Genomic DNA, 26,434 nt, shown 5'->3' with positions numbered 1-26,434 from the left:
TCCCTCTTTTCCTATTGGTTACGTTTATATAATTTATACAAACCTTTTAATGTTAAAAATGGATCGACGACATCTATCGCTTGCGTCTCCCCTGCAATTAAATTTGCTAGTCCACCGGTTGCAATAACGAGCGGCTCTTCTTTACTTTGTGCTTTCATGCGATTAACAATGCCCTCCACTTGTCCAACAAAACCATAAAAAATGCCCGCCTGCATTGCAGAAACGGTAGTTTTCCCAACAATATGTGTAGAACGCAATATTTCAATACGTGGCAAACGAGCTGCCTGTGTATAAAGTGCCTCTGTTGAAATCGAAATACCCGGTGCAATAGCGCCACCCATGTAATCGCCTTTTTCATTTAAATAACAATATGTTGTCGCCGTACCGAAATCCACAATAATTAACGGTGCTTTGTAAGCATCCAGTGCTGCTATTGCGTTGACAATGCGATCGGAACCGACCTCGCGCGGATTTTCATATTTAATATTCAAACCCGTTTTCACCCCTGGTCCAACAACCAGTGGTTTTTTGCGAAAATACTTTTGACACATCGATTCTAATGAAAACATAATGGGCGGTACAACCGAGGATATAATAATGCCCGTAATTTGTTCAAATGAAATGCCTGCATGATTAAAAAAAGCCAATACTTGCATTGCATATTCATCTTCTGTTTTGTGAAGATCTGTTACCATTCGCCAATGGAAAGCTAGCTGGTCATTGCTATCATAAACTCCCAATACGATATTTGAATTTCCTGCATCCAATACTAAAATCATGGCTGATGCCTCCATATCAAATTCGCCCCTATGCGCACAGTAGAGACGCTACCTTTATTTTAAGAAGGCGCTGTAATGAACACCAAATAAAGTTTGAACACTTTAGAAAATGATACCACACTTTCAAGGCAATGAAATAGCATTCCTACTCACAATAGAAGGAGCTACCTACATTTGAGAAGGTAGCTCCTTAAAGATTATTTAAAATTAAATTTTTCAGGATCTGGACCGCAACGCAGACCGTCGTTCATTGCATCTAACTGTGCCATTTCCTCATCCGTTAAAGCAAAATCAAAAACCTGTAAGTTCTCTGTCATACGTGCTGGCGTCATCGTTTTTGGAATCGTGACAACACCATGCTGTACATCATAACGTAAAACAATTTGTGCTGGCGTTTTACTGTATTTAGTTGCTAATTGTTGAATCAAGTCTTCCTCAAGCAATGAGCCGTTCATTAAAGGCGACCATGCTTCTACTTGAATACCGTGTTCTTTACAGTAGGCGCGCACTTCTTCTTGCGTCAAATGGGGATGAAATTCAATTTGATTAATCACGGGAATAACCGTTGTTTCTTTTAGCAAATGTTCTAAATGATGAACATGGAAATTGCTCACACCAATTGAACGAACACGCTTGTCCTGATAAATTTTCTCCAGTGCTTTATAGGCCTCGATATAGTTCGTATCTAAACCTGGCCAATGAATTAAATACAAATCTAAATAATCTAAACCTAATTTCTCTAAACTGCTATCGTATGCGGCAAGCGTTTCTTCATAAGAAAGTCCGTCATTCCAAACTTTAGAAGTGACAAAAAGTTCGTCACGTGACACTAGTCCTTCTGCGATGGCTGCGCGAATTCCTCGTCCCACACTTTCTTCGTTACGATATACTTGTGCCGTATCTATGCTACGATAACCTTTGGCAATAGCCGTTTTTACAGCTTCCGCTAAATCATCTCCATCCGGCACACGGAATACACCATAGCCTACTAAAGGCATCTCTAGACCATTGTTTAATGTTACTTTTCCCATGTTCAACACTCCTATCCATTATGCACATGCATAATATTCTATTTATATCCTAATGCTTCACACTAAATAAAGGCAAAGAAAAAGACTGTTTATGAAAATTCATAAACAGTCTTTTATATGATTACTGACGTTTTTCGTCAATACCTTTCGGCTCATCATGTTGCTCTAAACCTTCTTTTGGTAAATCCGCTGTTGTCGGATTCGGCTCATCGCTTAGCAATTCTTTTTCAAGAACTGGTTGCCCAACTTTTTCTAATGATGGTTGTGCTTCAGCTTTTGGCGCTTCCTCTACAACGTTTTCTACCACTTCAGGTTCTGGTAATACACCATGATCACGTAAATGCTCGATCTCTTGCGCATTTAATGTTTCTTTTTGCATTAATGTATTCGCAATTAAATCAAGTAAATGACGTTTTTCTGTCAGAATACGTTTAGTACGTTCGTATTGCGTATCGATAATTTTTTGCATTTCTTTATCGATTTCATAAGCAATTGAATCAGAGTAGTTTTGATCTGAATTAAAGTCACGACCAAGGAATACATTTCCACCTTGACTTGACCCAAACTGCATCGCACCAAGATTTTCACTCATACCATATTCCGTAACCATCGCGCGTGCAATGCTTGTTACCTTCTGGAAGTCATTATGAGCCCCAGTAGATACTTCGCCGAGCACGATCTCTTCTGCCACACGGCCACCAAGAAGACCCGCAATACGGTCTAAAAGCTCTTGTTTTGTCGTGAAGAAACGTTCTTCCTTCGGTAACATAATCGCATAACCACCCGCTTGACCACGAGGTACGATTGTTACTTTGTGAACCGTATCTGCTTCATCAAGCTCTAGACCAACAACAACGTGACCAGCTTCATGGAAAGATACAAGTTTTTTCTCTTTTGCTGAGTAAACGCGGCTCGCTTTCGCAGGACCTGCAATCACACGGTCAGATGCCTCATCGATATCTGCCATATTAATTGTACGTTTACTTTTACGAGCAGCTACTAGAGCAGCTTCGTTTAATAAGTTTTCTAAATCGGCACCCGAGAAGCCCGGTGTGCGTTGTGCTACAGCTGCTAAATCAACTGAATCCGATAGAGGCTTATTGCGTGCATGCACTTTTAGAATAGCTTCACGGCCTTTTACATCAGGATGTCCTACTGTAATTTGACGGTCAAAACGACCAGGACGTAATAACGCTTTATCTAAAATATCTGGACGGTTTGTTGCAGCGATAATAATAATCCCTTCGTTTGCACCGAAGCCATCCATTTCAACTAGTAATTGGTTTAATGTTTGCTCACGTTCGTCATGACCACCGCCAAGACCAGCGCCACGTTGACGACCTACTGCATCAATTTCATCAATGAAAATGATACATGGAGCATTTTTCTTCGCATTTTCGAATAAGTCACGCACACGTGAAGCACCTACACCGACAAACATCTCTACGAAGTCAGAACCTGAAATCGAGAAGAATGGTACGCCAGCTTCACCTGCTACTGCACGTGCAAGTAATGTTTTACCTGTACCTGGAGGACCTACAAGTAAGATACCTTTTGGAATACGAGCACCAATTTCAGTGAATTTACGGTGATCTTTTAAGAAATCCACGACTTCTACAAGTTCCGCTTTCTCTTCATCTGCACCCGCTACATCAGTAAAACGAACTTTTTTCTTTTGGTCATCGTATAGCTTCGCTTTACTTTTACCAAAGCTCATTACTTTATTGCCGCCACCTTGAGATTGACTCATTAGGAAGAAGAATAAGAAGATGATAATGATGAATGGAATAATACCTGTAAAGAACTGTACCCATCCACTCGTTTCTGGTGCTTTTAAGAAATCTATATTGCTATTCTTATCCTTAGCAGCTTCATCGATTCGGTCCATTAATAATTGGTTATCACGCGGAAGGTTTACTGTGAAACTTTCGCCTTTTTCATAACCTTTCATCTTACCTTCAACGATATATACTGATTTATCAGGTTGAATTTTTGCTTCTGTAATTTCATTCTTATCTAGAGCTGCTAAAAACTCTGAGTAAGTAATTTCTCTCGTCGGTGATTTACCACCATTGAAAGTACCAAATATACCAATGATCACTAGGAAAATCAGTAAATAGAATATGGTATATCGAAATATTCGATTCATCTCCAGCCTCCTCATTACAAACAGAAAAATTATAAGTAAAATCTTAACATATCCTGATTTCATCATACAACGAAAAGCCTTACTTAAAAAAAGTTTCGTTTGAATTTTGTCGAAATCTAAACATATTTATTCCTACTAATTACAATCCCAGCGTACTTGCATCCGGTGATTACTTTTTGGCTCAGCTCGCAATGCTATCATGGCCGTTGTCACCCGCTGGAGGCTTTACCTGATAACCAGTCAAAAATACAACTGGTTATTTATGCGTTAAAACGAATAAACTTCTGGTTTTAAAATACCGATATATGGTAGGTTGCGGTATTTCTCTGCATAGTCTAAACCATAACCAACAACAAAGCCATCTGGAACTTTGAAGCCAACGTAATCAGCTGCAAGATTTACTTTACGGCCTGAAGGTTTGTCTAAAAGCGTCACAATTTTGATTGATTTTGCTTTACGGTATTTAAATAGATCTACTAGGTAGCTAAGCGTTAATCCACTATCGATAATATCCTCGATAATTAAAACGTCACGCCCTTCAACACTTGTATTTAAATCCTTTAAAATCTTTACTTCACCAGATGAAACAGTGGCATTACCATAGCTAGATACATCCATAAAATCTAGCTCAATAAAAGAATCGAAACGTTTCATCAAGTCTGTCATGAAAGGCATCGCACCTTTAAGTACACCGACAGCTAATGGGAATGAATCTTGATATTCCGCTGTTAACTGCGCACCTAGTTCAGCGATTCTTTCTTGCAGTTGTTCTTCTGTAATCATAATTTTTTCGATGTCATTTTGTAACATATCGATTCCTCCTCGTGTTGTTTCAAAAATTTTCAACCTGTATGTAGGTGAAATATTTTACAAAGACCATTAGTCTACGATGAGCACTGTATCATCGCTTGGTTGCGGGGTAGTTGAAAAGTAAATCCCCATACGCACACCAATTACCGCTACGACCTCGTCAGATTGAGAAATCAGTAACGGCCAGCTATTTCGCTCATTTAAAGGAATCTTTTCATCTATAAAAAGGCGTGATAAACGCTTTGGCTTATCCATTCCTTTTAACAGCATTCGGTCTCCTTCCTTACGTGCCCTAACATAGAGTGGAAGTGTAAGTTTATTAGCGTTAAAGTAAAAAAGTTGTGCAGTATCCGTAAGCAATTGTGATGCTAATTCAGACAGCCTAACGACAGCGAGACTTACACCATTTGTCAATGTCGTCTTCTCATTAGCAGCTACAGCAAATCCAGTTTCAGGATATATCGCACTTTCTAATGGCTCGCTTTTCTGAATCGTTAATTTGCCATAACGGCGAACTGCTATAAAACCTTCTGGCAAGTGAATTTCAGCATACCCAGATGTTGTTTCACAAAGCTTTAAAAGCGAAGTTAAGATTGCATAACTTTGTAGCGTATTTGAATCTTTGTAAAGATAGTTTAATAGTATTAAAATGAGCCTCCTTTGTAAAGCAGGTGCTACCATTTCAAATGCTTCTATCTCCATACTATACATATTTCCATTGCATATTTTGACTGTTTTTGAAAATATGTCTTGCGCAAGCGTCATTAAAAAAGCATCATCCTCTTGCAAATGCTTTGTAAAACGACTCGTCTGCTCTGCTACACGTGGATTTTCCGCTTCCAGCAGTGGTACTACGTGGTGTCTAAAGCGATTTCTTGCGTAGGAATCTTTCGTATTACTCGCATCTTCACGGTAATTCAAGCCCTGCTCCTGTAAATATTCCCTTATTTCGGACTTTGTAACCGTTAAAAACGGACGAATTAATGATTTTCCTTTAAAAAAACGCTGTGGACGAATGCCTTGCATGCTATTCATCGTGGCATTTTTCGTTAGGGCCATTAATACTGACTCCAGTTGGTCATCCGCATGATGTGCAGTTACAAGCTTGGAAGCCATCGTTTTATGTATGATTTCACCAAAATAACGATAGCGCTCTCTGCGACAAATTAACTGCGAGTTGCCCTTTTCCTCTGCTATCATTTCAGGAATAGGAATCGCCGTTGCATGCAAAATAATGCCGTATTGATCACAATACCTTTGCACAAAAGCTCTATCCTCTGCCGATGCCTCGCCTCTTAACATATGATCGACATGCACTGCTGCCACTTCAATACCCCATTGCTCTTTTGATTTCACAAAGTAATGAAGTAGTGCCATTGAATCTACACCACCCGAAACGGCGATGAGAAGATGATCGTCTTGCTGTAGTAATTGCTCTTCATCAATAAATTGTTTAACTTTTAATTCAAATGACAAACGCTTCTCCTCCCCTTTTCGTTTTCTGTTACGAAGATTTACTCATGGAATATTGAACCGGTTTAAAAACGGCCCAAGTTGGTACGACGTGGGTAACTTCTAACATCAACACGGTACAGTCGTCCTCAATTTCATAATACGTTTGGAAGGACTGCATAATGGTCGTTAATTTATCTTGTATTGTTTGATTTGTACTGGCTACTTGTTGGGCAAACGTTAAAAATGCTTCCTCCTGCTCATCCCAATCAGCAACACTTGAAAACAGTCCATCTGAATGCATGAGAATAACATCGCCCGCTTTTAACTTTCTTTTTTCAGCCTCCACTGCCGAAATCGACAAAAAGCCAACTGGCGCTGCATTACTTTCAACTTTCAACACTTCTTTACCTCGTAAAATATAGGTGGACATGCCCCCCGCTTTCCACGACCATAAATCACCATGTTGTAAATCGACGAGCGCAAAATCAAGCGTTGCATACATATCGTCTTGTTGTTTAAGAGACATAACATAATGCAAAGTATGCATAGCTGTCTCGGGATTCATATTAAAATTCAAGCATTCGCGCATTAAATGAATCAATTTTCTACTTTCATGCTGTGCTTCTTTACTTTGTCCCATACCATCAGACAATAAAACCGCAAATAGCCCGGGATGCAATTGGAAGAGCGCATGAGAGTCCCCAGAATATAATGTCGCATCTTTTGACATGCTATATATATCATACTCTACTTCAAAGCTAATAGCTGATCTAAAGCTTACTTGAATGTGACGAAATGGTACATCGCACGCCACGACTTTTTCTATTTCAAATGGTTCATCAAAAGTATCGTATAAAATTGGCAAAATCATACGCTCAGCTACTGTCGTATCCTTTTCCCAATCGACACGAGCGGGTGCGAGGGCACAGACAATTTTTCTTGCTCCTGCCTTATTGCTCAACACATCGAGCTGAAAACATTCAATATGGGCATCCTTCAATCGTTGAACAATATCCTTCTCCACACTGACGAATGAAACCGTTTCTTCTTTCATTTCCGCAATTAACTGATTAAGGTGATGACTCATATCACGTAGCTGTAGTGCGATCATTTTTTTGCCGTGGAAATACTGCCCATTAATTTTCTCTCGATAAAGCTCCGTATCTAATTCCTCAAAGATTTTCGTGGATTTTACACATTTATAGCGTATTTGTTCTTCCACTCGGTGAATAGCTGATTCCTTCCCTACACCTTTCATATGAAACCAATCTGTCATCAGCTTGTCCATGCCATTGTTTTGTGCTCCCCAGCACCGATCGTGGCGAAAACAGCTTAAACATGTATTCATCGGGGTTACTTCCTCTTTGGATGCTACAGGAGCCGTCATAAAACGCTCAAATACAAGTTCTTTCATGAAATGAACAAAGTGTTGAAAGTGCTCTAGCTTAAATGTAACGTGCTCTGTTAACCAATGCTGCCTTGCTAACAGCACTTCTTCCCGCTGCGGAAAAAGCTTGTTTCGCACTTTATCGGAATAGCTTTTCGGTATAACTAAGAAAATAATACTGCCGATTGCAATGGAAGTGAAGTACACGCTATCTAACGGTAATGTAGCATCGTAAAATAAAAAAAACACACTAGGTAAAATACTACCTATTGCCACACCCAATCTCCCGGCGCGTGCGCCCATTCCTGCACAAAGCCCTGTTAAGGTAGCCACCGATAGCATCCCAGTAAAAGATAGCTTGGCCACACCAATAAGCGCGCCAAGTACAGCTCCGATTACAGTCGCTAGTGGGACACTGCCGACCAAGGCACCAAAACAAATAAATAGCTGCAATAAGAATATCGGTAGTGAAAAATAACTGATGACTACCGCTTGCATCCCTGTTAGCATCGCTGCAAATACTACTAATGCTGAGCCAAGTCTTTCATATGTCCAATGGCTTGTAAACCACTCATACGAGTTGACGAATAGTACTTGCATAAATAACGTCATAATGAGCGCTAACGCTACCTCGCAGCCAACATAAAATTGGACAAGCACCGGCGGAAGCCCTTGATACATGATGCCCTGCCAAACGATTTGCACACTTAGGACAGCAAGAGAAACGGCAATGCTATGAGGTAATCGCCAATATCTAAAGCGCATGATACATTCATACATGCCTATTTGTAATGCTAAAATGAGGACTTGTCCAAAACCTAGGAAATAGCACCCTATTAGGCTACCTAATAATACGAATTTCGCATTTTCTTTATATTTACTGCGAATAATCGCCCAAAAAGGGACAGAGAAAGGTACAGCTGCTTCAAACACAACAGATTGAGCTAAAAAAAAGGCTGTTAAAAAAAATAGGGAACCTATAAGCAATTGCCTTTTTCTCGCCCCCGATTTTTGGTCGTCTACATTTGCTGTTTCATACCATTCAACACTAGTCATTCCATAATCCCCTTTCTACACTTTTTCGTTATTATAAGGAATTATGTGCGGAAAGATTGTCTGACGATGGCAAAAGAAAATATAAACATTTCGACGAATACATATGCATAAATACGTTAATTGTCAATAACTACTAAAAAATAAGGACAGTGTGCATCTAGAACGCGATACATTTTCGCAATATTCCACTATTCACTGTATTTTATGGAGCTTACGTCTATTTTCGTGTTAAGATGAATACGATGCATGCCCTTTTATATAAAGTGAAAATATGTTTTTTCATTTTTTTAAGATTTTTATTAAACTTTTTTCATAAAGTTGTTGACACTTAGCACAATGGATTGTATTATTTAACTTGTCCTTTAAAAAGACATGCGGAAGTAGTTCAGTGGTAGAACACCACCTTGCCAAGGTGGGGGTCGCGAGTTCGAACCTCGTCTTCCGCTCCAATGATATTCGGCGGCCTAGCTCAGCTGGCTAGAGCGTACGGTTCATACCCGTAAGGTCGGGGGTTCGATCCCCTCGGCCGCCACCATAATTGGCCCCTTGGTCAAGCGGTTAAGACACCGCCCTTTCACGGCGGTAACACGGGTTCGAATCCCGTAGGGGTCATACTTTGTAAAACGTCTCAGAAATATTTCTGAGACGTTTTTTTGTTGTTTTATGGCATCGTATAAAATGTGTTAGTCCTTTTACTATGACCATGCACTAAAATTGTGGCATACTTATTTTAAAATGCACACGTTATTAGGGGGTTTACTTCGTTGGGATTATTAACGAAAGCGGCTTTAACTTGTGGGAGTGGCTCCATGATCATTCTCATATCCATACTTATTAACTTACCATTAGCTGTACAATTTATTTTACTTCTCATCGGGCTAATACTAAGCGTGTACGGTGTGTACTTACTTGTAAAAATGGTAACTAATCCTGTAGAGAAGATACCTGAAGCACCACCAGAGCAACCGGCACCAGCTCCTAAGAAGAAAAAAGGGCCAACCTCGACATTATAGGTAGCCTTAGGCTTTAAAGAACAGACTGTTCCAAAGGCTCCAACTAACTGTCTACTCGCGCTATTCTATGCATCTCTAACGCGATAAGCCAATAAACTTCGTTCGTTTATATTGCATTCTTCGCTACAGTCTAACGTAATTTCAAACACAGAAATTACGTTTTTTTGATGCTCAGTTTAAATTGGCTTTAGCAACGAGCGCTATTTTGCACCAAAAAAACAAAAAGATTAGCCTTTGTTATAAAACAAAAGCTAATCCCCACTCTATTTAATACACTTTTTCTACGATTAAAACAGTCAGCAAACTACCCTCTTCTAGCCCCGCGACCACCACGTTTTGACTCTGTAGCACGTTTTAATGTTGCTAGACGTTCATCACTATCTTTTAAGAAACGTGCCATTTTTTGCTCAAAGTTTTCCTTCGGCTGATGGCGTTCGTTACGATCATTAGAACGATTGTCACGACGCGGACGTTGAGGACGCTCTGGTCTCTCAGCTTGAGGCTTTGCTTTACGGATTGAAAGACCAATCTTACCATCCGCTTCAACATTCATCACTTTTACTTCAACTTCATCTCCAACTTTTAGATGCTCATTGATATCTTTTACATAATTGTCAGCAACTTCACTGATGTGTACTAAGCCTGTTTTGCCGTCTGGCAGCTCAACGAATGCTCCAAAATTTGTGATTCCTGTTACTTTCCCTTGTACCTTGCTGCCTACTTCAATTGACATAAAAAAAATGCTCCTCCTTAAAAATTAAGCGACTCTTTCGAGCCATGTAATCAATTTAATCAAACTTTTTACTGCAATAAGTTTCTCTTTTCATTATATATAACTAAAAAAGTGTGTCAACAATACATAGCTTATCAGTTGTCTTTTTTATCTTCCTTGTCAGGAATGATGAAAATAATTTCACCTTCCTCGGATAAGAAGTACTCTTTGCGTAATAGTTTAGCAATATACTCATCATCTTCTAATTGTTTAATTTTAAGATTGAGTGAGTCCTGCTCTTCTTTTACCTTCACCAAATGCTGAGTTGCCTCTTGTTTTTGCTTTTCTTTCTCAGTTAGCGTCTCAGACTGATGGACAAGTATATTGATGAGAAAGGCGATAATGACTACTGGCACAACCGCAAAAAAGACAATACGGCGCAATTTTCGTTTACGCGATTGCACTTTACGATTTATAGCTTTATCCGTGCTACGGACATAGTCATTATCAAGCTTGGTGTAGTTTTGTTGTTCATCTTTTGATGAATGACGTCTAGTCATGCCCGCACCTCCGAAGTTATTGTTGTCTTTTATTATACTTGATATATCGAATTTTTTTAAATAAAGTGTAGGACAAATACGAATAAATTTTGACAAAAGGTCTTAAGACAAATGCCCCAATATTAATAAATAGTTGTAATATTTGTCGAATAATGGCGATTATTAATCGGACGATAAACCAAAATGGTCTCCATGTTATATTCACTATTATGCGCGCAACGAAACGTAAAAAGGTTTGAAAAAAGGTCTGATATAAAAATATACCAGCAATCTGCGCTAGCGGGTCATATGCCCGCCAAGCGCCGTCTTTTAACCAAAACAATAAATAATACGTTAATCCTCCAAGTAGGATCCATGTCAAAAGTTCCAACACCATCATCCACTTTCGGAGGCTTGACCTTTTTGGAGTTGAAAAAACAATGAGCCTTACACTATCAATAATAAATCCAACTGCGATACCGCTCACAACCATGACGAATAGCTGAACGAATTGCTGGCTAACAATCATCCAAACAATTTATGAAGGAAACCTTTCGAGAAGCCACTTTCCTCCTCGTCGTACTGTAAAGTTTTTACAGTTCCTTCAAGTGTCAATAACCCTTTGTCAACATCTAAGTGAACGATATGCAGTTCCTCTCCACGAATCAATAAATGCCCTTGGGACGTCTTAATAAAAAACTCTTCCTGATCAAAGCGTTCAATTGATTTTACAGAAGTCATGTCCATTCTTTTACGATTACGAATCGTTAAAATATGCTCTCCAGATGGAATTGTGTAACGATTACTTTCTTGATGTAGCGTCATTTTTTTCCTCCTTTAGTCGTCCTAGCTTCTGTTCACTTTATGCGGACAACCTTCAAAGCATGACAAACTTTATGAAAGTTACCATACTTTTATTAAGAAAAAAATACACATCGTTATTGAAAGTGCGCTACCATTAATCTTCGTCATCGATAAATTCAGGTTCAACCTTTTCAAGACGCTCTTCTTTTAATATTGTAAACATCTTTGCTGCATCTTCTTTTTTCACAGTGTCACGTAATTCTTCCACACGTGCTGTGACAATTTTTTGGCCGAAGCGAATAGCTAGTACGTCACCAGCCTTCACACTACTACTAGCCTTTGCTACTTTATCATTAATGGTAATACGACCTTGGTCAGCTACTTCTTTTGCTAATGTACGTCGTTTAATTAAACGTGAAACTTTTAAATATTTATCTAATCTCATTTTTTTACTCCTTTTCAAGCTGCTTTGCTTCATCCCAAAAAGCATCTAATTGTTCTAGTGTATAATTTGAAAATGGCTTACCACTCGCCTTCACTTTTGCTTCAACATAGCCAAATCGTCTTGCAAATTTCTCATTTGCATGCAACATGGCCTCTTCAGGTGATATTTTGTAAAAGCGCGCTAAATTAATGAGCGTAAACAATACATCGCCAAATTCATCGAGTCGCGTCACGTTAGAACCTTTCGCCACTTCATGACGGAATTCCTGCCACTCCTCTGCAAACTTCTCCCATGCACCATCCACATCCGGCCATTCAAAACCAACTTTTGCCGCCCTGTTTTGATAGTTAAACGCTGTTTGTAGTGCAGATGACGCGCGATATTCCGCTTCCAACAAGGGCTTGTCGCTCTGACCTTTTTCTTCAGCCTTTATCGCTTCCCAATTAGCGATTACTCCGTCAGCATCTTCCACTGAGACATCGCCAAACACATGAGGATGACGACGAATCATTTTTTCACTAATAGAAGCCAAAACATCCTCTAACGTGAAGTAACCTTGATCTTCTCCGATTTGTGCATTTAGAAATACTTGTAGTAATACATCGCCAAGCTCTTCAATCATAGCAAAATCATCTTCTGCATCGACAGCAGCCAAATATTCATGTGCTTCTTCTAGCAAATATTTTTTTAGCGATTCATGTGTTTGTTTTTGATCCCACGGACAGCCATTTGGTCCACGCAGCGTAGCAATAATTTGGCGGAAAGTTGCCCAATCACGTAACGCTTCTTCTTGTGATTTTACTGGAGGTACATAGACCGTTGTTAAATTATTTACTTCAACACTTTGATCGAGCTCATATAAAGGTACGGTTACGAGCTTTTCTTGTGAGGAACCTGCTGCCGTAACGACTGTTATTGGATACTCATCATCATATTTCTCCATTAATGTCAGCTTCACTTCCGATGCACTAAATGTATCATATACTTGTGCGATTAAAATGTGCTGACGCATATTAATATCGTGCATTGAAAAACTAGTACCATCTAGTAATTGAAACCCTTCAATTGGGTCTATTTTTAATGCTCCAAAAATAGGATCTAAAAAGCTTTGTCCACCTTCAATCACTAAATGTACCTTATCTGCTTCCGCAGCTTGGATTAAAAGTTGCACCGTTTGCTCTGCAACGAGCGGATGACCAGGTACTGCATACATCACATCTTCCGAGCCAGTCGCTTCAATTAATCGTTGCGCAATTTCTTCATATACCGGCTGGAATGTACCATGTTTTTCATATACAGCATCGAAGCTTTCAAACTGTAAACCTTCGTTAGCTAACTCCTCTAATACAGGATGATCTACCGTCCGAACAAATAATTTTTTCGCTGCTTTTAATTTTTTATAAACGCCCATTTGTAACTGATCAAAATCACCAGCGCCAAGTCCAATTATTGTTAATGTATTCACTAACTCCACCTACTTCTTTCTATTTAACCATAGTTGATAAACCGCCATTCTACGACCAAAAGGTAGTAGATACCATTCTTTTTCTGCCAATACGCGTAACTTCGCAATGCTCGTAATCATCACAAATGCGCCCACACAAACCGCACTAAAGCCAGCAACTACCGCCACCAAACGTTCAGATAAGAACCCATTTAATAAAGATGGGGTAAATTGTAGCCAAAGTATGACGACTACAGCCATACATAATGATGCGATGCTAAGTTTCCGATAAAAGCTAGCAGGGGCCAATTGAATGCCCGTTAATTTTTTTAAATATAAAATGAGGGCTATGGCTGTACACAACAATCCAACATTATTCGCAATAGCAGCACCTAGCACCCCCAACGGCCCAATTGACCACACATTGAATACTACTTTTAATAAAAACCCTACAGATAAAAATAACGCTGGCAATTTTAATTTTCCAAACCCTTGCAAAATGGCTGTAAATGTCAAAATAATTGACAACGGTACAATTTGTAATACGTATAACATAAGCACTTCCGAAAGGGCATCTGTTTTAAATAACATCGCATTTATATAAGGCATAACGAGGATTAACCCAAGGGAAGCTGCCCAGCCAAATAAGACAGAGGCTCTATAAGTAAGCTGTATAAACGGCATTGCACTGCGTCCGTTTTGCTTGTTAGACATATGCGCAACAAGGGGCACTATGGCAAGTGATAATGAGGATGCAATGACAACTCCTAGCTGTACTAATGGTTGCCCTCGATCATAAATACCTTTTGTTTCCTTAGCTAAAGTCTGATCTATTCCACTATCGATTAGGATTGAATAAATTGTAAAAGAATCGACAAGCTGATAGCCAAGCAATAACAAACTGCTCATACTGACACTTAAACTGAGCAACGTCACCTCTTTCAACACAGGAAAGCTTGCTATTCGCTGTTGTGGTTTACCTATAAATGAACCGAAACGTTTTCTAAAGAGAGCCGCTATTAATACTAATCCAGCAATTTCTCCGATAACCGTCCCGATAATTGCCATTTGCCCCGCTCCATAAAGCGATTTGGTCGTCGTCATTACAATAAACGTACCAGCCAAAATGACAGACACCCTTACTGTTTGCTCAAGCACTTGGGCATATGCAATAGGTTCCATAATCCCTCTCGATTGAAAGCCACCTTTAAATATGGCAAGCGCTGGCATAACTAACACAATAAAAGATCCTGTCCGCAATAAAGGAGCAAGATTCGCATCACCCATCATTTTTGCCAGTACATCTGCTCCAGCAAATAATGCAACAAAAAACACCAAGGAGAGCATCGTTAAATAACGAAATATAATTCGCATAATGCTGTGTCTGTTCTGTGTCCGTTCTTCCACATTTACTACACAATCATTATCGGCTAGCATTTTGGATATAGCTACAGCAAAACCACTCGATGTCCATACTACAAATATAGATATTACAGGATACACTTGTTGGTAAATATAAAATCCTTCGTCACCTACAAGGTTTTGAAAAGGCACACGATAAATTGCGCTTAAAATCTTCACAATAAGGGCTGCAATAGTAAGTAATGCCGCGCCCTTCATGTAACTTTTCATACCAAATCGTTCCGACATACATTGTCCTCTTTCCTTCATTTAACAATGCCAATAGTATAGCATACCTGAAAAGTGAGACGCTCACGTTAACACTGTCTTTGCTATGTGTACAGCATTATGTATACAAAAAAAGTTATTGTTTACCCTAAAAAAGAGTCATGACAATAACTTTCGATGTGCATTAATTATTCATTTGTTTTGATAAGAAATTAGCAGCTGTTTCCACTACTTTTACTTCTACTTCACCAACAAAATGTACTTTCGATAAAACAATGATACAGCCAATTGGATCACCGTTCACCATGATTGGTGTTGCACAATACGATTTCACTTGCTCATATTGTCCAGGAACAATTTCAATTGTTGTTTCCATTTTCTCGATTTTTGTTGAACGCTCGTCCATAAATCCTTCCGCAAAAGATGTGATGCGGCGATTAATGTACTCTTTTTTCCCAATCCCTGCAACAGCGATCACTTCGTCTCGGTCTGTTACAAACGCTGGCGTGCCTAGCGTTTCGTACAATGTTTCCACGTATTCACGCGCGAATTCTCCTAAATCATTAATTGGAGAATACTTTTTCAAAATGATTTCACCTTCACGGTCCGTATAAATTTCTAACGGGTCACCTTCACGAATACGTAGCGTTCTACGAATTTCCTTCGGTATTACCACACGTCCTAAATCATCTATACGACGAACAATTCCTGTTGCTTTCATGCTAAACTGCCTCGCTTTCGTATTCATTAAAATTTTTCTACAACATTAGTATGGTTTTTCTTGAGACAATCTATGCAAAAAATGAACGAAAAGGATTATGAATCCAAACATTAATTTTTTTTGATAAAAATTTGTCTTTTCATACAATAAGGCTGAACTTGGTAATTTGTCAACAAGTTCAGCCTTTTTTCACATATTTTTTTTCGAATTTGCAATAATCTGCATTATTTCTTCTAGAATATCAAAATGATGGTATTTTATGCATTTTCGCTCATCAATTGTCAATATCAATTTCATATTATCCATACCAAAGCCAACAGCTCGCTCATACTTCATCGTCTCTGATACAATTTTACCACCATCGACTTTTGCCGTCCCTTCTTCAGATAGTAAAATGGAAATCACCTTTTGTTTTTCTTTAATAGAAGTAACGCCCATTTCTAAGCCCCAAATTTTCATCCGTGCAATACGCAATAAACGTTCTGTTTCAATCGGTAAATCGCCGAAACGGTCTTGTAGCTCTTCCATAATTTCTTCGTATTCATCGACTTGGTCCATCGCTTTTATGCGCTTATACATTTGAATTTTTTGGTATCCATCTGGTATATACGCATCAGGAATATAGGCATCAACATTCAATAAGATTTCTATTTCTGGCTTCTCTTCTTTTTTCACGCCAGTTTGTCGCTCTGCAATGGCCTCTTCCAGCATTTGCGAGTATAAATCAAAGCCGACAGAATCGATAAAGCCATGTTGTTGTGCACCTAATAAATTCCCTGCTCCACGAATCGATAAATCACGCATAGCAATTTTAAACCCAGATCCAAGCTCCGTGAACTCTTTAATCGCTTGTAGTCGTTGCTCCGCTACATCTGTAAGTACTTTATCGCGCTGATACATAAAGTAAGCGTAAGCAACACGATTCGATCGACCAACACGACCGCGTAATTGATAAAGCTGTGCTAAACCCATTCGATCCGCATCGTGAACAATCAGCGTATTAACATTCGGAATATCTACACCTGTTTCGATAATTGTAGTCGTTACAAGGACATCGTAATCCCCATCTATAAAGGCTAAAATAACAGATTCTAATTGTGATTCGGTCATTTTCCCATGCGCATGTCCAATACGTGCCTCAGGGACAAGCATTTGAATTTCTTCCACCTTACGTGCCATATCTTCTACACGGTTATATAAGTAAAATACTTGGCCACCACGCGCCATTTCTCGCTCAATTGCTTCTCTTACTAGTGCACCACTATGCTCCATCACATACGTTTGAACTGGGAAACGGTTTGCCGGCGGCGTTTCAATTACCGATAAATCACGCACACCTACCATAGACATATGCAACGTTCTTGGAATCGGCGTTGCGGTTAAAGTTAACACGTCGACATTCGTTTTCAGTTGTTTTATTTTTTCCTTATGTGTCACGCCAAAACGCTGTTCTTCGTCGACAATAAGCAGGCCAAGATCTTGGAATATTAAATCTTTAGATAGGATTCGATGAGTTCCTATAACAATATCAACTTGCCCCTCTTTTAAACCCTTTAATGTAGCAACTTGTTCTTTTTTTGTACGGAAACGAGATAATAAGCCTACATTAATTGCATAGTCTTGAAAACGCTCTTGAATCGTTTCATAGTGTTGCTGTGCTAAAATAGTTGTCGGTACTAAAAAGGCAACTTGCTTGCCATCTTGAATCGCTTTAAATGCCGCACGAATAGCTACCTCTGTTTTACCATAGCCTACATCACCACATACAAGGCGATCCATTGGTCGTTCACGCTCCATATCACGTTTTACTTCCACTATCGAGCGTAGCTGATCTTCTGTTTCTTCGTATGGGAACGACGCTTCAAAATTACGTTGGTCGTCATTATCTGGCGCAAATGCATGCCCTTTTTCTGCTTCCCGCTTAGCATAGAGCTTGATTAAATCATCGGCAATATCTTGAACGGCAGAGGATACTTTCGCTTTTGCCTTTTTCCACTCTGTGCCGCCTAATTTATGTAGCTTCGGTTCACGCTCTTCAGATGCCACATATTTTTGAATTAAATCAATTTGCTCTACGGGTACATATAACTTATCGTCTGCGCGATAGCGTATATGTAAGTAATCCTTATGCGTGCCATTAACCACCAGTGTTTCTACACCGATGTATTTCCCAATCCCGTGGTGCACATGCACGACATAGTCGCCCGGTTTAATTTCTGTATAGCTTTTAATTCGCTCTGCATTCGTCATTTTTTGAGGACGCGATTTTTTCTTTGCTTGCTGTTTAAATAATTCATCCTCTGTGACAACTGCTAAACGTTGCAAAGGTAGTTCAAACCCGCTCGACAAGCCACCCTCTACAATATACAGACCTGATTCAGTCGGCTCTCCGATGGTTGCATGAATATCGTATTCCTCAAGCATTTGCTGTACACGCTTCACGCGATGTTGATCCCTGGCTACAATAAGCACCGTAAATTTACCAAGCTGCCATCGTTCCACTTCACTTTGTAATAGCGCCATTTGCCCATGGAATTGCTGCATCGGCTTACATGAAAAGTTAGTCGTCTTATTAAAACTAATACCTGCAAACGTACGTGAAAATAGTGAGAAATATAGCTTCTGCTGTGAAAGCATCGCCAATATTTCTTTTAAAGAAAAGGCTGGCTTCACATCATGGACCATTTTCCCTTCTTCAATCAGTGATAAAAACCACTCTTCTTCTTCACGTTCCCAAGCATCCATCACTTCTTGAATACGGCCGAGCTCATCGAATAGTACGATGCCATCGTGTGCAAAATAATCACCTAAATAAGCCGTTTTATCATATAACAACGAGCCATATTTATTTACAAAGTCAGGCACGCTTCCTTGTTGCAACAATTCAATATCGTACTGAATATGTTGATAGAGAAGCTCTTTCGTCTCTTGCTTCTTAACCTTTTTCAAGCTCGTTGCAAGCGCCGCTTCTAAACGATTCGCTAATGCCAATCGTTCTTCTTTCGTCAAAATGACTTCTGAAGCAGGTAAAATACGAACCTTTTGCAATTTATCTATTGAACGTTGATCATCCGCAGAAAATGTACGAATCGAGTCCACTTCTGTATCAAATAACTCCATTCGAATAGGTGCCTCTAAATACGGAGGGTAAATATCTAAAATACCCCCACGCAACGCAAATTCTCCTGGTGTCGTTACCATTGAGTTACGGACGTACCCCATCGTTACAAGCGTTTGTAACCATTCTTCTATTTGTACTTCTTCACCTACTGCGGTTTGTAAAAAATAATGGGCCCAATGCTCTTTCGGGGCCATCATTTTTCGTAAGCCCGCAACAGGAATGATATAAACGGCTTTTTCACCTCTCGCTAGACAATCCAGCGTTGCGATTCGCTCTGCTCGAAGCTCTGGAGAGGCTACTGATAAGTCAGCCGCAATAAACTCATCGGCTGGGTAATAGTGGACGTATTCCTCTCCTAACAGCCCAACAAGCTCATCCGCCATTTTTTGTGCCTGTAATAAATTAGGCGACACAATATAAATAGGTTTTTGCACATGGTCAAATAGCGCATCGACCAGTATTGGCCGTGCGCTCCCTGTTAAACCTGTAATAAGCTGAGATGCTGTATTGCCGCTCTGAATCTCCTGTAAAAATGATGTGATATGTTTGTCCTGCGACACAAGCTGTCGTAAAACTTCCACAGTCAAAAGCTCCTTTCAGCGCGAAAATTGTCATTATTCAATGTGCATCATACTATCAATCTAGTACAATATTTCACATTCCAATTGTCTAATTAACAAGTTCACCTTTGTATAATTGTCCTAGCCATTTCACTCTCGGTTTAAAAAATAAGACTTACCCGTCAGCAATCTAGCCTACTATTTAAAAAATTCAAACGGAAAAAGCTTTGAACGCACACAATGTGCGCCAAAGCATCCTTCCAATTATTGTATCCATTTATTGAGTGCGTGATAATCTGGATATTGTCTTAGCGAATCCTCACATTGCTCACAAATGCAGTGTACAGTCGTTTGCCCATGTTGATCCTTTTCAACATAATCATCTGCCTCACCTAATTCAAAAGTATGCAACTTTCGAATTGTATCATCTGCATCAAATGGTAGTGTTCCTATTTCTACTTCACAATGCCTACATCGATAGCGAATTGACATCTCCAAATCATCCTCCTTTAAGCAACTTTCTACTTAAAGTATAGACATTTTGGAAAAAGATTATGCACCATTAAAATGGTTCATCACGTCAAGAAATGGTTTGGAAAGAGACGCTTCTATTGCATTAACACTTTTATTTATAGCGTCCGCTATGACTGCATCTTCTTCTTTCGAAAACTTCGATAGCACATAATCGGCTACCTTCATGCCAGCAGGTGGCCGGCTTACACCAATACGAATTCGATTAAATTCTTGTGTTCCTAAATGCTGAATCAAAGATTTAATGCCATTATGACCACCGGCACTGCCTTTTTGACGCAAGCGTAATTTGCCTGTTTCTAAATCTAAATCATCGTAAATCACGATTAACTCTTTTACATCAATATCAAAATAGTCCATAAGCGGTCTAACACATTCACCTGATAAATTCATATATGTTAATGGCTTAACAAGTAGAACCTTTCCTTCTGGACGATGTACAGTCGCATACATGCCATTGAATTTTGATGCTGTTAATGGAGCATCCCACTTGTTAGCTAATGCATCAATTACATCAAAACCAATATTATGTCTTGTATGCTCATAAGGTTTACCCGGATTTCCTAAACCAACGATAATTTTCATAAGTACCTCACTTCTTTCAATCTAATAGTCATTATTTTACCATACTGCGCTCTAAGAAAACATTTCGTTCAATCCACTTAAGAACAAATATTCACATAAAAAAAATCTCCGCTATTTGTATAATTGCAAAATTTTAGCGCAAAAAAAGGCTACCAAGTCCGTCTATTACGACTTCCTCGATAGCCTTCCCTTTCAGCATCTATTTAATCTTATGACTCAACGCTTTCTTCCGCTTCTTGATCTTCTTCCACCGAGGCGATTGGCGCCAAAATTGTTGCGATAATATGATCATCTTCATTAACAATTTCAAAATCTACTTGATCGCGTATATCCGCTACCATAATCGATTCGCCAATTGCTAGTTTTGTAATATCAATTTCTATTGAATCTGGAATATCTGTAGGTTTTACTTTTATTTTAACTTCTAAATTCGGCTGCATTAAAATGCCGCCTTCACTTACACCTACCGATTCGCCAGTAAGTGTTATTGCTGCGTCTACTTCTAATGTTTCAGACATATTAATTGCTAATAAATCCACATGATTCACTTCATCTTTCAGCGCACACTTTTGTACTTCTGAAACAACGACATTTACCCTTTCACCATCTAACTCCACCGGAATGACACCATTACGTCCATTTTTTTGAACGAACTGTCTAAATTCTTTCGCTGAAATAGAAACTGGGGTTGAATCTAGTTTGTAGCCATAAATAACAGCAGGAATGGCTCCCCCTTTTCTAAGTTGGGTTAATGTCGAACGATGCCCAGTTTCGCGTTTATTTACACTTAACACTGTACTCATATCTATACCTTCCCCTTCCAAGAAAATAATATTGACCTTCCACCGATAGCACTAACTCTAACAAAAGCATTGCTTTTCTCTGTCATCAGTCTATGAAATGTGCGAAAGGTTTTTATAATATTTACTGCTTATTAGTAAGCTAAACGTAAATATTATGCAGTAACACTATTATTATACCCTCTATTTCGAATATTCACACTTAACAGCTATGCAAAAAGGACAAATCTACTGTTAAATGTAGATTTGTCCTTTTTTTGTCACATATTTTGCTAATGGAAAATATGCTTATTTTATTTTATAATCTGTATCCTCAGGCATGCCACACGTCGCCTCTCAATCGATGAAACGTTTGTGCTTTTCCTTAACAATACTTTTTATAAAAAATGATTTAAATCGAATTAATCAAATAAAGTACTTACTGATTTGTTTTCATATACGCGAGAAATTGCATCTGCCATTAACTTCGCTACAGAAAGCTCAGTAATTTTTGGTGATTTTTTCTCTTCAGAAAGTTGAATTGTATTTGTCACAACTAATTCTTTAATCGCAGAGTTTTCAATACGCTCGATTGCTGGACCAGAAAGTACTGGGTGAGAACAGCATGCATATACTTCTTTTGCACCAGCCGCACGTAATGCGTCCGCGCCAATCGTAATTGTACCTGCAGTATCGATAATATCATCAATCAAGATTGCCACTTTACCGTCAACATTACCAACGATGTTCATCACTTCTGCAACATTTGGTTTTGGACGACGTTTGTCAATAATTGCAATCGGTGCTTTTAGACGTTCAGCCATTTTACGCGCACGTGTTACACCACCGTGGTCAGGTGAAACAATTACGATTTCTTCTGAAGGGATACCTTTAGATTTGAAGTAATCTGAAAGTAAAGGTACCGCCATTAAGTGGTCGATTAAAATATCGAAGAAACCTTGGATTTGAGGTGCGTGTAAGTCTAAAACGATTACACGTGTTGCACCAGCCGTTTCAAGTAGGTTTGCCACTAATTTAGCTGTAATTGGCTCACGCGCTTTTGCTTTACGGTCTTGACGAGCATAACCATAATAAGGCATTACAACGTTAACTGTACGAGCAGATGCGCGTTTCACAGCATCTACCATAATTAAAAGCTCCATTAAATGTTCGTTTACAGGTGCAGAAGTTGACTGCACGATAAACACGTCACAACCACGAATACTTTCTTCAATGCTAATTTGAATCTCTCCATCGCTAAAGTGCTTAACTGAAGATTTCCCTAATTCAACGCCCATTTCTTGCGCAATTTCTTGAGCAAGTGGGTTATTAGAATTGAGTGAAAATATTTTTAATTGTGAGTTTGCATATTGATACGGCATGATGGCCTCCTGTTTAGTTGATAATTATTTTGAATTTAATTTACTAACATAATTCGGTTTGTTTTCTTGTCTTGCACGAGCAATTGCTAGCGCGTCCTCAGGAACTTCTTTTGTAATTGTAGATCCTGCTGCAATAAATGAACCTTTTCCAACTTTCACTGGCGCTACTAAGTTAGTATTACATCCTACAAATACATCGTCTTCAATAATTGTTTGGAATTTATTTTTCCCATCATAGTTTACTGTAATGGAACCACAGCCAACATTGACGTTATTTCCTATCTCAGCATCTCCAATATAGCTTAAATGAGATACCTTTGTATCATTGCCTAGCTTACTTTTCTTTACTTCTACAAAGTTACCGATTTTCACATGGCTTCCGATGTCAGAAAGAGGACGAATATGTGCAAAAGGTCCAATCGCTGTATCTTCCGCTATCGTGCTTTCTCGTACAACTGATGAATGCACCGAAGTACGATCGCCAACACGACTATCGATAATTTGTGTATTTGGGCCAACATTACAATCTTCACCAATTACAGTTGCCCCTTCAATCATAGAGCCTGGTTGAATAATTGTATCGCGGCCAATAACTGCATCGGCGCTAATATACGTAGCAGTCGGGTTAATGATTGTCACGCCATTACGCATATGACGTTCATTAATTCGTGCACGCATTAACTCTTCCGCTTGTGACAATGCTACACGGTCATTGACACCGAGTGTTTCTTCAAAATCATCAGTTACATAGGCTTCAACGATTTCGCCTTGCTTTTGTAAAATTTCAATGACATCAGGTAAATAATACTCTCCCTGTGCATTGTCATTTTTCACAAGCTTTAATGTCTCAAACAACGCTTTGTTATCGAAGCAATATGTCCCTGTATTGATTTCTTTCACTCGTTGCTGTTCTACCGTCGCATCTTTTTGTTCAACAATTTGCTCCACCTGTCCATTATCGCCACGTAAAATACGACCATAGCCAGTTGGATTCTCGGCAACAGCTGTTAAAATTGTTGCCTTTGCATTGTTTGCTTGGTGATGCTCAAATAAAGCTTTCATCGTTTCAGGGCGAATAAGTGGTGTATCACCGCACACAACGAGTGTTGTGCCTTGCTCGTTACCTAAAATTGACTCTGCTTGTTGTACTGCATGTGCTGTACCTAATTGTTCAGCCTGTAAAACATACTCGCTCTTATCTCCAAGTTGTTGTTTTACTTTTTCTGCACCATGTCCTACAACCGTTACGATGCGATTCACATCTAACGTTTGAATGTGATCCACTACATGTTGTACCATGGGCTTCCCACATACTGGATGGAGCACTTTATATAATTTGGACTTCATACGTGTACCTTGACCTGCAGCCAAAATGACAGCAAAAATATTGCTCATCAGTAAGTCCTCCAATACGCTCATTTTCTCTTATGACTATATAGCAAAATTCATCTATTTTCAAGGCATGTAACATTGACTAAACGGTGAATTCCTAAATCAAACACTCCTTATGCTCGAATGTTATAAGCTATGTACTAAAATCTGCTCTTTTTCTCTTTTTTGAAAAATAAAAAAGAACTCTTCAGTCATTGAGGAGTTCTTTTTGCTTGCATCACCAAAAGGATACTAATTTGTAAATAACCTTTAAATGACCATTTATTTTCATAAAACTATACGCCAATTCCTTCTAATTCCGCTGCTTGTTCTAACTCTTGCGCATCGCTAGAGTTATGGTACGCGTTTAAAATAATCTCTTGAATTTTGTTACGAGTTGTTGAATTGATAGGATGTGCGATATCTCTAAATTCGCCATCTGGTGTACGTTTACTTGGCATAGCGACAAATAAGCCTGTATTCCCATCAATAACGCGGATATCATGTACCACAAACTCATTGTCGAGTGTAATGGAAGCAATCGCACGCATGCGACCATCCGTTTGTACATGACGTAATCTTACATCAGTAACTTCCATTTTCTCACCACCTCTCATCTTAGATGCCTAATTGAAAATATTATCTTTCTATTACCGAATATTTTCCTTTTTATAGTCTACCAAATTTTCTAAAAAATTTGAATACTTCATATTTATTTCTTTATAATAATTTTTCAAGTTGACGGCAAATATGACAATTGTTTGTCAAAACTTAAAATTGAATTCATGAGGTGACGTATTAGCGCCCTATATTTCTGTAGAAAAGCGCAAATATAAGACGTCATTAGTGAGCATAGTGACTTCTTGTACAAAATTAAAAAAGCCCCTTAAAAGAGCTGCTACTCTTTTAAAGGGCTACTTATTTTTACTTTACGATGGCGATTACTTCTATTTCTACTTTCACATCTTTTGGTAAACGTGCTACTTCTACTGCTGAACGTGCTGGCTTATGCTCTCCAAAGTGACTAGCATAAACTTCATTCATTGCAACGAAGTCATTCATATCTTTCATAAAGACTGTTGTTTTTACTACATTGTCTAGTGATGAGCCTGCAGCTTCTAATACCGCTTTTAAATTAGCAAATACTTGATGCGTTTGAGCGACGATATCACCCTCTACTAGTTCACCTGCTGCAGTAAGTGGAATTTGACCTGAACTATAAAACATCCCATTTACGACTATTCCTTGCGCGTATGGTCCAATTGCTGCTGGTGCATTTGTTGTAGATACTACATTCATTTGTCATTTCTCCCTTTTTGTAAAATAGTTGCCTTCACTCAATGCGATTGTACGGTCTTTTTCATTGACCTCATGAAGCTTTACAAGTGAATAGTAATCATCTACTAAAGTTTCGTCTGCATGTTCTGCTTCAACAAGCACAGCGATGCCTGCTAATTGGCAGTCAAACTCTTCTAATAGATTTTTCATGCCGTTCATCGTACCGCCAACTTTCATAAAGTCATCGGTAATCAACACACGTTGTCCACTTTTCATGCTTCTTTTAGATAATACCATTGTCTGAATTCTTCGAGAAGAACCAGATACGTAGTTTATGCTGACTGTAGAACCTTCTGTTACTTTGCTGTCTCTACGTACAACGACAACCGGTACATTCAAATGTCTTGCAATGGCGTGCGCAATAGAAATACCTTTCGTTGCTACTGTCATAATGACATCAATTTGTTGGTCAGCAAATGCTGATGCAAAAACCTTCCCAACTCGGTTAATTAAGTCTGGATTGCCCAATAAATCCGTCATAAATAAATAGCCACCAGGTAACAAACGGTCTGAATGTTCCAACTCTGCCTTTAAATCCTGTATGACTAAACGAACTTCTTCCTTGGACATTTTAGGAATATACTTCACACCACCTGCAGCCCCTGGCACTGTTATCAATAACCCGATTCCTTTTTCTTCGAAAGTTTCTTTTACAATCGTTAAATCTTCACTAATAGAAGACTTTGCTGATTGATATAATTCTGAAAAATAAGTTAGCGGGATCAGCTGATGTGGATGTTCTAGTAAATAATACGTCATATCAACTAGTCGTTCACTACGCTTCCATTTCATG

The 26,434-nt window shown here is 38.9% G+C and carries 24 protein-coding genes and 3 tRNA genes; 4 read left to right on the top strand and 23 right to left on the bottom strand.

The features are described 5' to 3' along the window. Nucleotides 1-11 precede the first annotated feature (11 nt). The 6 genes from ACKVEV_RS17490 to ACKVEV_RS17465 form a co-directional block, all read right to left on the bottom strand. Nucleotides 12-779, bottom strand: a complete 768-nt coding sequence (locus ACKVEV_RS17490; protein WP_402928487.1) for a type III pantothenate kinase — start codon at nt 777-779, stop codon at nt 12-14. A gap of 197 nt (nt 780-976) precedes the next feature. Then, nucleotides 977-1,810, bottom strand: coding sequence for an aldo/keto reductase (locus tag ACKVEV_RS17485; RefSeq protein WP_409367528.1), 834 nt, complete (start codon nt 1,808-1,810; stop codon nt 977-979). A gap of 121 nt (nt 1,811-1,931) precedes the next feature. Next, complete coding sequence (gene ftsH / locus ACKVEV_RS17480) at nt 1,932-3,959, bottom strand: ATP-dependent zinc metalloprotease FtsH (RefSeq protein WP_409367527.1); 2,028 nt, start codon at nt 3,957-3,959, stop codon at nt 1,932-1,934. A gap of 267 nt (nt 3,960-4,226) precedes the next feature. Then, on the bottom strand, nt 4,227-4,769 hold the full coding sequence (hpt, locus tag ACKVEV_RS17475) for a hypoxanthine phosphoribosyltransferase (RefSeq protein WP_402928480.1): 543 nt from the start codon (nt 4,767-4,769) through the stop codon (nt 4,227-4,229). 69 nt (nt 4,770-4,838) lie between these two features. Further along, nucleotides 4,839-6,245: a tRNA lysidine(34) synthetase TilS gene (gene tilS, locus ACKVEV_RS17470; RefSeq protein WP_409367526.1), complete on the bottom strand. Its 1,407-nt coding sequence runs from the start codon at nt 6,243-6,245 to the stop codon at nt 4,839-4,841. A gap of 28 nt (nt 6,246-6,273) precedes the next feature. Next, complete coding sequence (locus ACKVEV_RS17465; protein WP_409367525.1) at nt 6,274-8,667, bottom strand: SpoIIE family protein phosphatase; 2,394 nt, start codon at nt 8,665-8,667, stop codon at nt 6,274-6,276. A gap of 374 nt (nt 8,668-9,041) precedes the next feature. On the opposite strand from ACKVEV_RS17465, the gene ACKVEV_RS17460 reads away from it, so the two are divergent. From ACKVEV_RS17460 to ACKVEV_RS17445, 4 genes are all read left to right on the top strand, one after another. Continuing rightward, nucleotides 9,042-9,116: transfer RNA gene (locus ACKVEV_RS17460), tRNA-Gly, on the top strand. A gap of 9 nt (nt 9,117-9,125) precedes the next feature. Next, nucleotides 9,126-9,202 (top strand) — tRNA-Met (locus ACKVEV_RS17455). A 5-nt stretch (nt 9,203-9,207) separates the two neighbouring features. Continuing rightward, nucleotides 9,208-9,279: transfer RNA gene (locus ACKVEV_RS17450), tRNA-Glu, on the top strand. 152 nt (nt 9,280-9,431) lie between these two features. After that, the gene (locus ACKVEV_RS17445; protein WP_409367524.1) at nt 9,432-9,680 is read left to right on the top strand and encodes a hypothetical protein; all 249 of its coding nucleotides are present in this window, start codon (nt 9,432-9,434) and stop codon (nt 9,678-9,680) included. 304 nt (nt 9,681-9,984) lie between these two features. On the opposite strand, the gene ACKVEV_RS17440 is transcribed toward ACKVEV_RS17445, so the two are convergent. The 17 genes from ACKVEV_RS17440 to purR form a co-directional block, all read right to left on the bottom strand. Then, on the bottom strand, nt 9,985-10,413 hold the full coding sequence (locus ACKVEV_RS17440) for a S1 domain-containing RNA-binding protein (protein WP_024362602.1): 429 nt from the start codon (nt 10,411-10,413) through the stop codon (nt 9,985-9,987). Nucleotides 10,414-10,547: 134 nt separating this feature from the next. Further along, the gene (locus ACKVEV_RS17435) at nt 10,548-10,952 is read right to left on the bottom strand and encodes an FtsB family cell division protein (protein WP_409367523.1); all 405 of its coding nucleotides are present in this window, start codon (nt 10,950-10,952) and stop codon (nt 10,548-10,550) included. Nucleotides 10,953-10,968: 16 nt separating this feature from the next. Then, on the bottom strand, nt 10,969-11,424 hold the full coding sequence (gene yabQ / locus ACKVEV_RS17430) for a spore cortex biosynthesis protein YabQ (protein WP_409370581.1): 456 nt from the start codon (nt 11,422-11,424) through the stop codon (nt 10,969-10,971). 32 nt (nt 11,425-11,456) lie between these two features. Continuing rightward, nucleotides 11,457-11,756 carry a sporulation protein YabP gene (yabP, locus tag ACKVEV_RS17425; protein ID WP_004229167.1) on the bottom strand — a complete coding sequence of 100 codons (300 nt, stop codon included), beginning with the start codon at nt 11,754-11,756 and terminating at the stop codon, nt 11,457-11,459. A 133-nt stretch (nt 11,757-11,889) separates the two neighbouring features. Then, nucleotides 11,890-12,180, bottom strand: coding sequence for an RNA-binding S4 domain-containing protein (locus ACKVEV_RS17420; protein ID WP_402928472.1), 291 nt, complete (start codon nt 12,178-12,180; stop codon nt 11,890-11,892). Between the two features lie 4 nt (nt 12,181-12,184). Next, nucleotides 12,185-13,645 (bottom strand): nucleoside triphosphate pyrophosphohydrolase, encoded by a 1,461-nt coding sequence (mazG, locus tag ACKVEV_RS17415; protein WP_409367522.1) that lies wholly within the window; start codon nt 13,643-13,645, stop codon nt 12,185-12,187. A gap of 9 nt (nt 13,646-13,654) precedes the next feature. Further along, the gene (locus ACKVEV_RS17410; protein ID WP_409367521.1) at nt 13,655-15,274 is read right to left on the bottom strand and encodes an oligosaccharide flippase family protein; all 1,620 of its coding nucleotides are present in this window, start codon (nt 15,272-15,274) and stop codon (nt 13,655-13,657) included. A 163-nt stretch (nt 15,275-15,437) separates the two neighbouring features. Then, entirely contained in the window at nt 15,438-15,974 is a 537-nt protein-coding gene (spoVT, locus tag ACKVEV_RS17405; RefSeq protein WP_024362596.1) for a stage V sporulation protein T, read from the bottom strand. 189 nt (nt 15,975-16,163) lie between these two features. Continuing rightward, nucleotides 16,164-19,676: a transcription-repair coupling factor gene (gene mfd / locus ACKVEV_RS17400; protein ID WP_409367520.1), complete on the bottom strand. Its 3,513-nt coding sequence runs from the start codon at nt 19,674-19,676 to the stop codon at nt 16,164-16,166. Nucleotides 19,677-19,919: 243 nt separating this feature from the next. Further along, nucleotides 19,920-20,147: an anti-sigma-F factor Fin gene (locus ACKVEV_RS17395; RefSeq protein ID WP_402928504.1), complete on the bottom strand. Its 228-nt coding sequence runs from the start codon at nt 20,145-20,147 to the stop codon at nt 19,920-19,922. A 60-nt stretch (nt 20,148-20,207) separates the two neighbouring features. Next, nucleotides 20,208-20,771: an aminoacyl-tRNA hydrolase gene (gene pth, locus ACKVEV_RS17390; RefSeq protein ID WP_409367519.1), complete on the bottom strand. Its 564-nt coding sequence runs from the start codon at nt 20,769-20,771 to the stop codon at nt 20,208-20,210. Between the two features lie 209 nt (nt 20,772-20,980). Next, nucleotides 20,981-21,574: a 50S ribosomal protein L25/general stress protein Ctc gene (locus tag ACKVEV_RS17385; RefSeq protein ID WP_409367518.1), complete on the bottom strand. Its 594-nt coding sequence runs from the start codon at nt 21,572-21,574 to the stop codon at nt 20,981-20,983. A 398-nt stretch (nt 21,575-21,972) separates the two neighbouring features. After that, nucleotides 21,973-22,932: a ribose-phosphate diphosphokinase gene (locus ACKVEV_RS17380; RefSeq protein WP_340821447.1), complete on the bottom strand. Its 960-nt coding sequence runs from the start codon at nt 22,930-22,932 to the stop codon at nt 21,973-21,975. Nucleotides 22,933-22,956: 24 nt separating this feature from the next. After that, nucleotides 22,957-24,327 (bottom strand): bifunctional UDP-N-acetylglucosamine diphosphorylase/glucosamine-1-phosphate N-acetyltransferase GlmU, encoded by a 1,371-nt coding sequence (gene glmU / locus ACKVEV_RS17375; protein ID WP_409367517.1) that lies wholly within the window; start codon nt 24,325-24,327, stop codon nt 22,957-22,959. Nucleotides 24,328-24,599: 272 nt separating this feature from the next. Continuing rightward, complete coding sequence (gene spoVG, locus ACKVEV_RS17370; RefSeq protein ID WP_409367516.1) at nt 24,600-24,902, bottom strand: septation regulator SpoVG; 303 nt, start codon at nt 24,900-24,902, stop codon at nt 24,600-24,602. A gap of 325 nt (nt 24,903-25,227) precedes the next feature. Continuing rightward, nucleotides 25,228-25,602 (bottom strand): RidA family protein, encoded by a 375-nt coding sequence (locus tag ACKVEV_RS17365; RefSeq protein WP_409367515.1) that lies wholly within the window; start codon nt 25,600-25,602, stop codon nt 25,228-25,230. 3 nt (nt 25,603-25,605) lie between these two features. Then, nucleotides 25,606-26,433, bottom strand: a complete 828-nt coding sequence (purR, locus tag ACKVEV_RS17360; RefSeq protein ID WP_402928455.1) for a pur operon repressor — start codon at nt 26,431-26,433, stop codon at nt 25,606-25,608. Nucleotide 26,434 lies beyond the last annotated feature (1 nt).

This window comes from Lysinibacillus sp. 38-6 (genome assembly GCF_046245175.1).
Lineage (GTDB): Bacteria > Bacillota > Bacilli > Bacillales_A > Planococcaceae > Lysinibacillus.
This window is presented reverse-complemented; position numbering and strand designations above follow the sequence as displayed.

Bases quoted from the DNA above. Each gene is read 5' to 3' on its own strand.
- ACKVEV_RS17490 (WP_402928487.1), bottom strand. From the start codon at position 779: ATGATTTTAGTATTGGATGCAGGAAATTCAAATATCGTATTGGGAGTT.
- ACKVEV_RS17485 (WP_409367528.1), bottom strand. From the start codon at position 1,810: ATGGGAAAAGTAACATTAAACAATGGTCTAGAGATGCCTTTAGTAGGC.
- ftsH (WP_409367527.1), bottom strand. From the start codon at position 3,959: ATGAATCGAATATTTCGATATACCATATTCTATTTACTGATTTTCCTA.
- hpt (WP_402928480.1), bottom strand. From the start codon at position 4,769: ATGTTACAAAATGACATCGAAAAAATTATGATTACAGAAGAACAACTG.
- ACKVEV_RS17465 (WP_409367525.1), bottom strand. From the start codon at position 8,667: ATGACTAGTGTTGAATGGTATGAAACAGCAAATGTAGACGACCAAAAA.
- ACKVEV_RS17440 (WP_024362602.1), bottom strand. From the start codon at position 10,413: ATGTCAATTGAAGTAGGCAGCAAGGTACAAGGGAAAGTAACAGGAATC.
- ACKVEV_RS17435 (WP_409367523.1), bottom strand. From the start codon at position 10,952: ATGACTAGACGTCATTCATCAAAAGATGAACAACAAAACTACACCAAG.
- yabQ (WP_409370581.1), bottom strand. From the start codon at position 11,424: ATGGTTGTGAGCGGTATCGCAGTTGGATTTATTATTGATAGTGTAAGG.
- yabP (WP_004229167.1), bottom strand. From the start codon at position 11,756: ATGACGCTACATCAAGAAAGTAATCGTTACACAATTCCATCTGGAGAG.
- ACKVEV_RS17420 (WP_402928472.1), bottom strand. From the start codon at position 12,180: ATGAGATTAGATAAATATTTAAAAGTTTCACGTTTAATTAAACGACGT.
- ACKVEV_RS17410 (WP_409367521.1), bottom strand. From the start codon at position 15,274: ATGTCGGAACGATTTGGTATGAAAAGTTACATGAAGGGCGCGGCATTA.
- spoVT (WP_024362596.1), bottom strand. From the start codon at position 15,974: ATGAAAGCAACAGGAATTGTTCGTCGTATAGATGATTTAGGACGTGTG.
- ACKVEV_RS17395 (WP_402928504.1), bottom strand. From the start codon at position 20,147: ATGTCAATTCGCTATCGATGTAGGCATTGTGAAGTAGAAATAGGAACA.
- pth (WP_409367519.1), bottom strand. From the start codon at position 20,771: ATGAAAATTATCGTTGGTTTAGGAAATCCGGGTAAACCTTATGAGCAT.
- ACKVEV_RS17385 (WP_409367518.1), bottom strand. From the start codon at position 21,574: ATGAGTACAGTGTTAAGTGTAAATAAACGCGAAACTGGGCATCGTTCG.
- ACKVEV_RS17380 (WP_340821447.1), bottom strand. From the start codon at position 22,932: ATGCCGTATCAATATGCAAACTCACAATTAAAAATATTTTCACTCAAT.
- glmU (WP_409367517.1), bottom strand. From the start codon at position 24,327: ATGAGCAATATTTTTGCTGTCATTTTGGCTGCAGGTCAAGGTACACGT.
- spoVG (WP_409367516.1), bottom strand. From the start codon at position 24,902: ATGGAAGTTACTGATGTAAGATTACGTCATGTACAAACGGATGGTCGC.
- ACKVEV_RS17365 (WP_409367515.1), bottom strand. From the start codon at position 25,602: ATGAATGTAGTATCTACAACAAATGCACCAGCAGCAATTGGACCATAC.
- purR (WP_402928455.1), bottom strand. From the start codon at position 26,433: ATGAAATGGAAGCGTAGTGAACGACTAGTTGATATGACGTATTATTTA.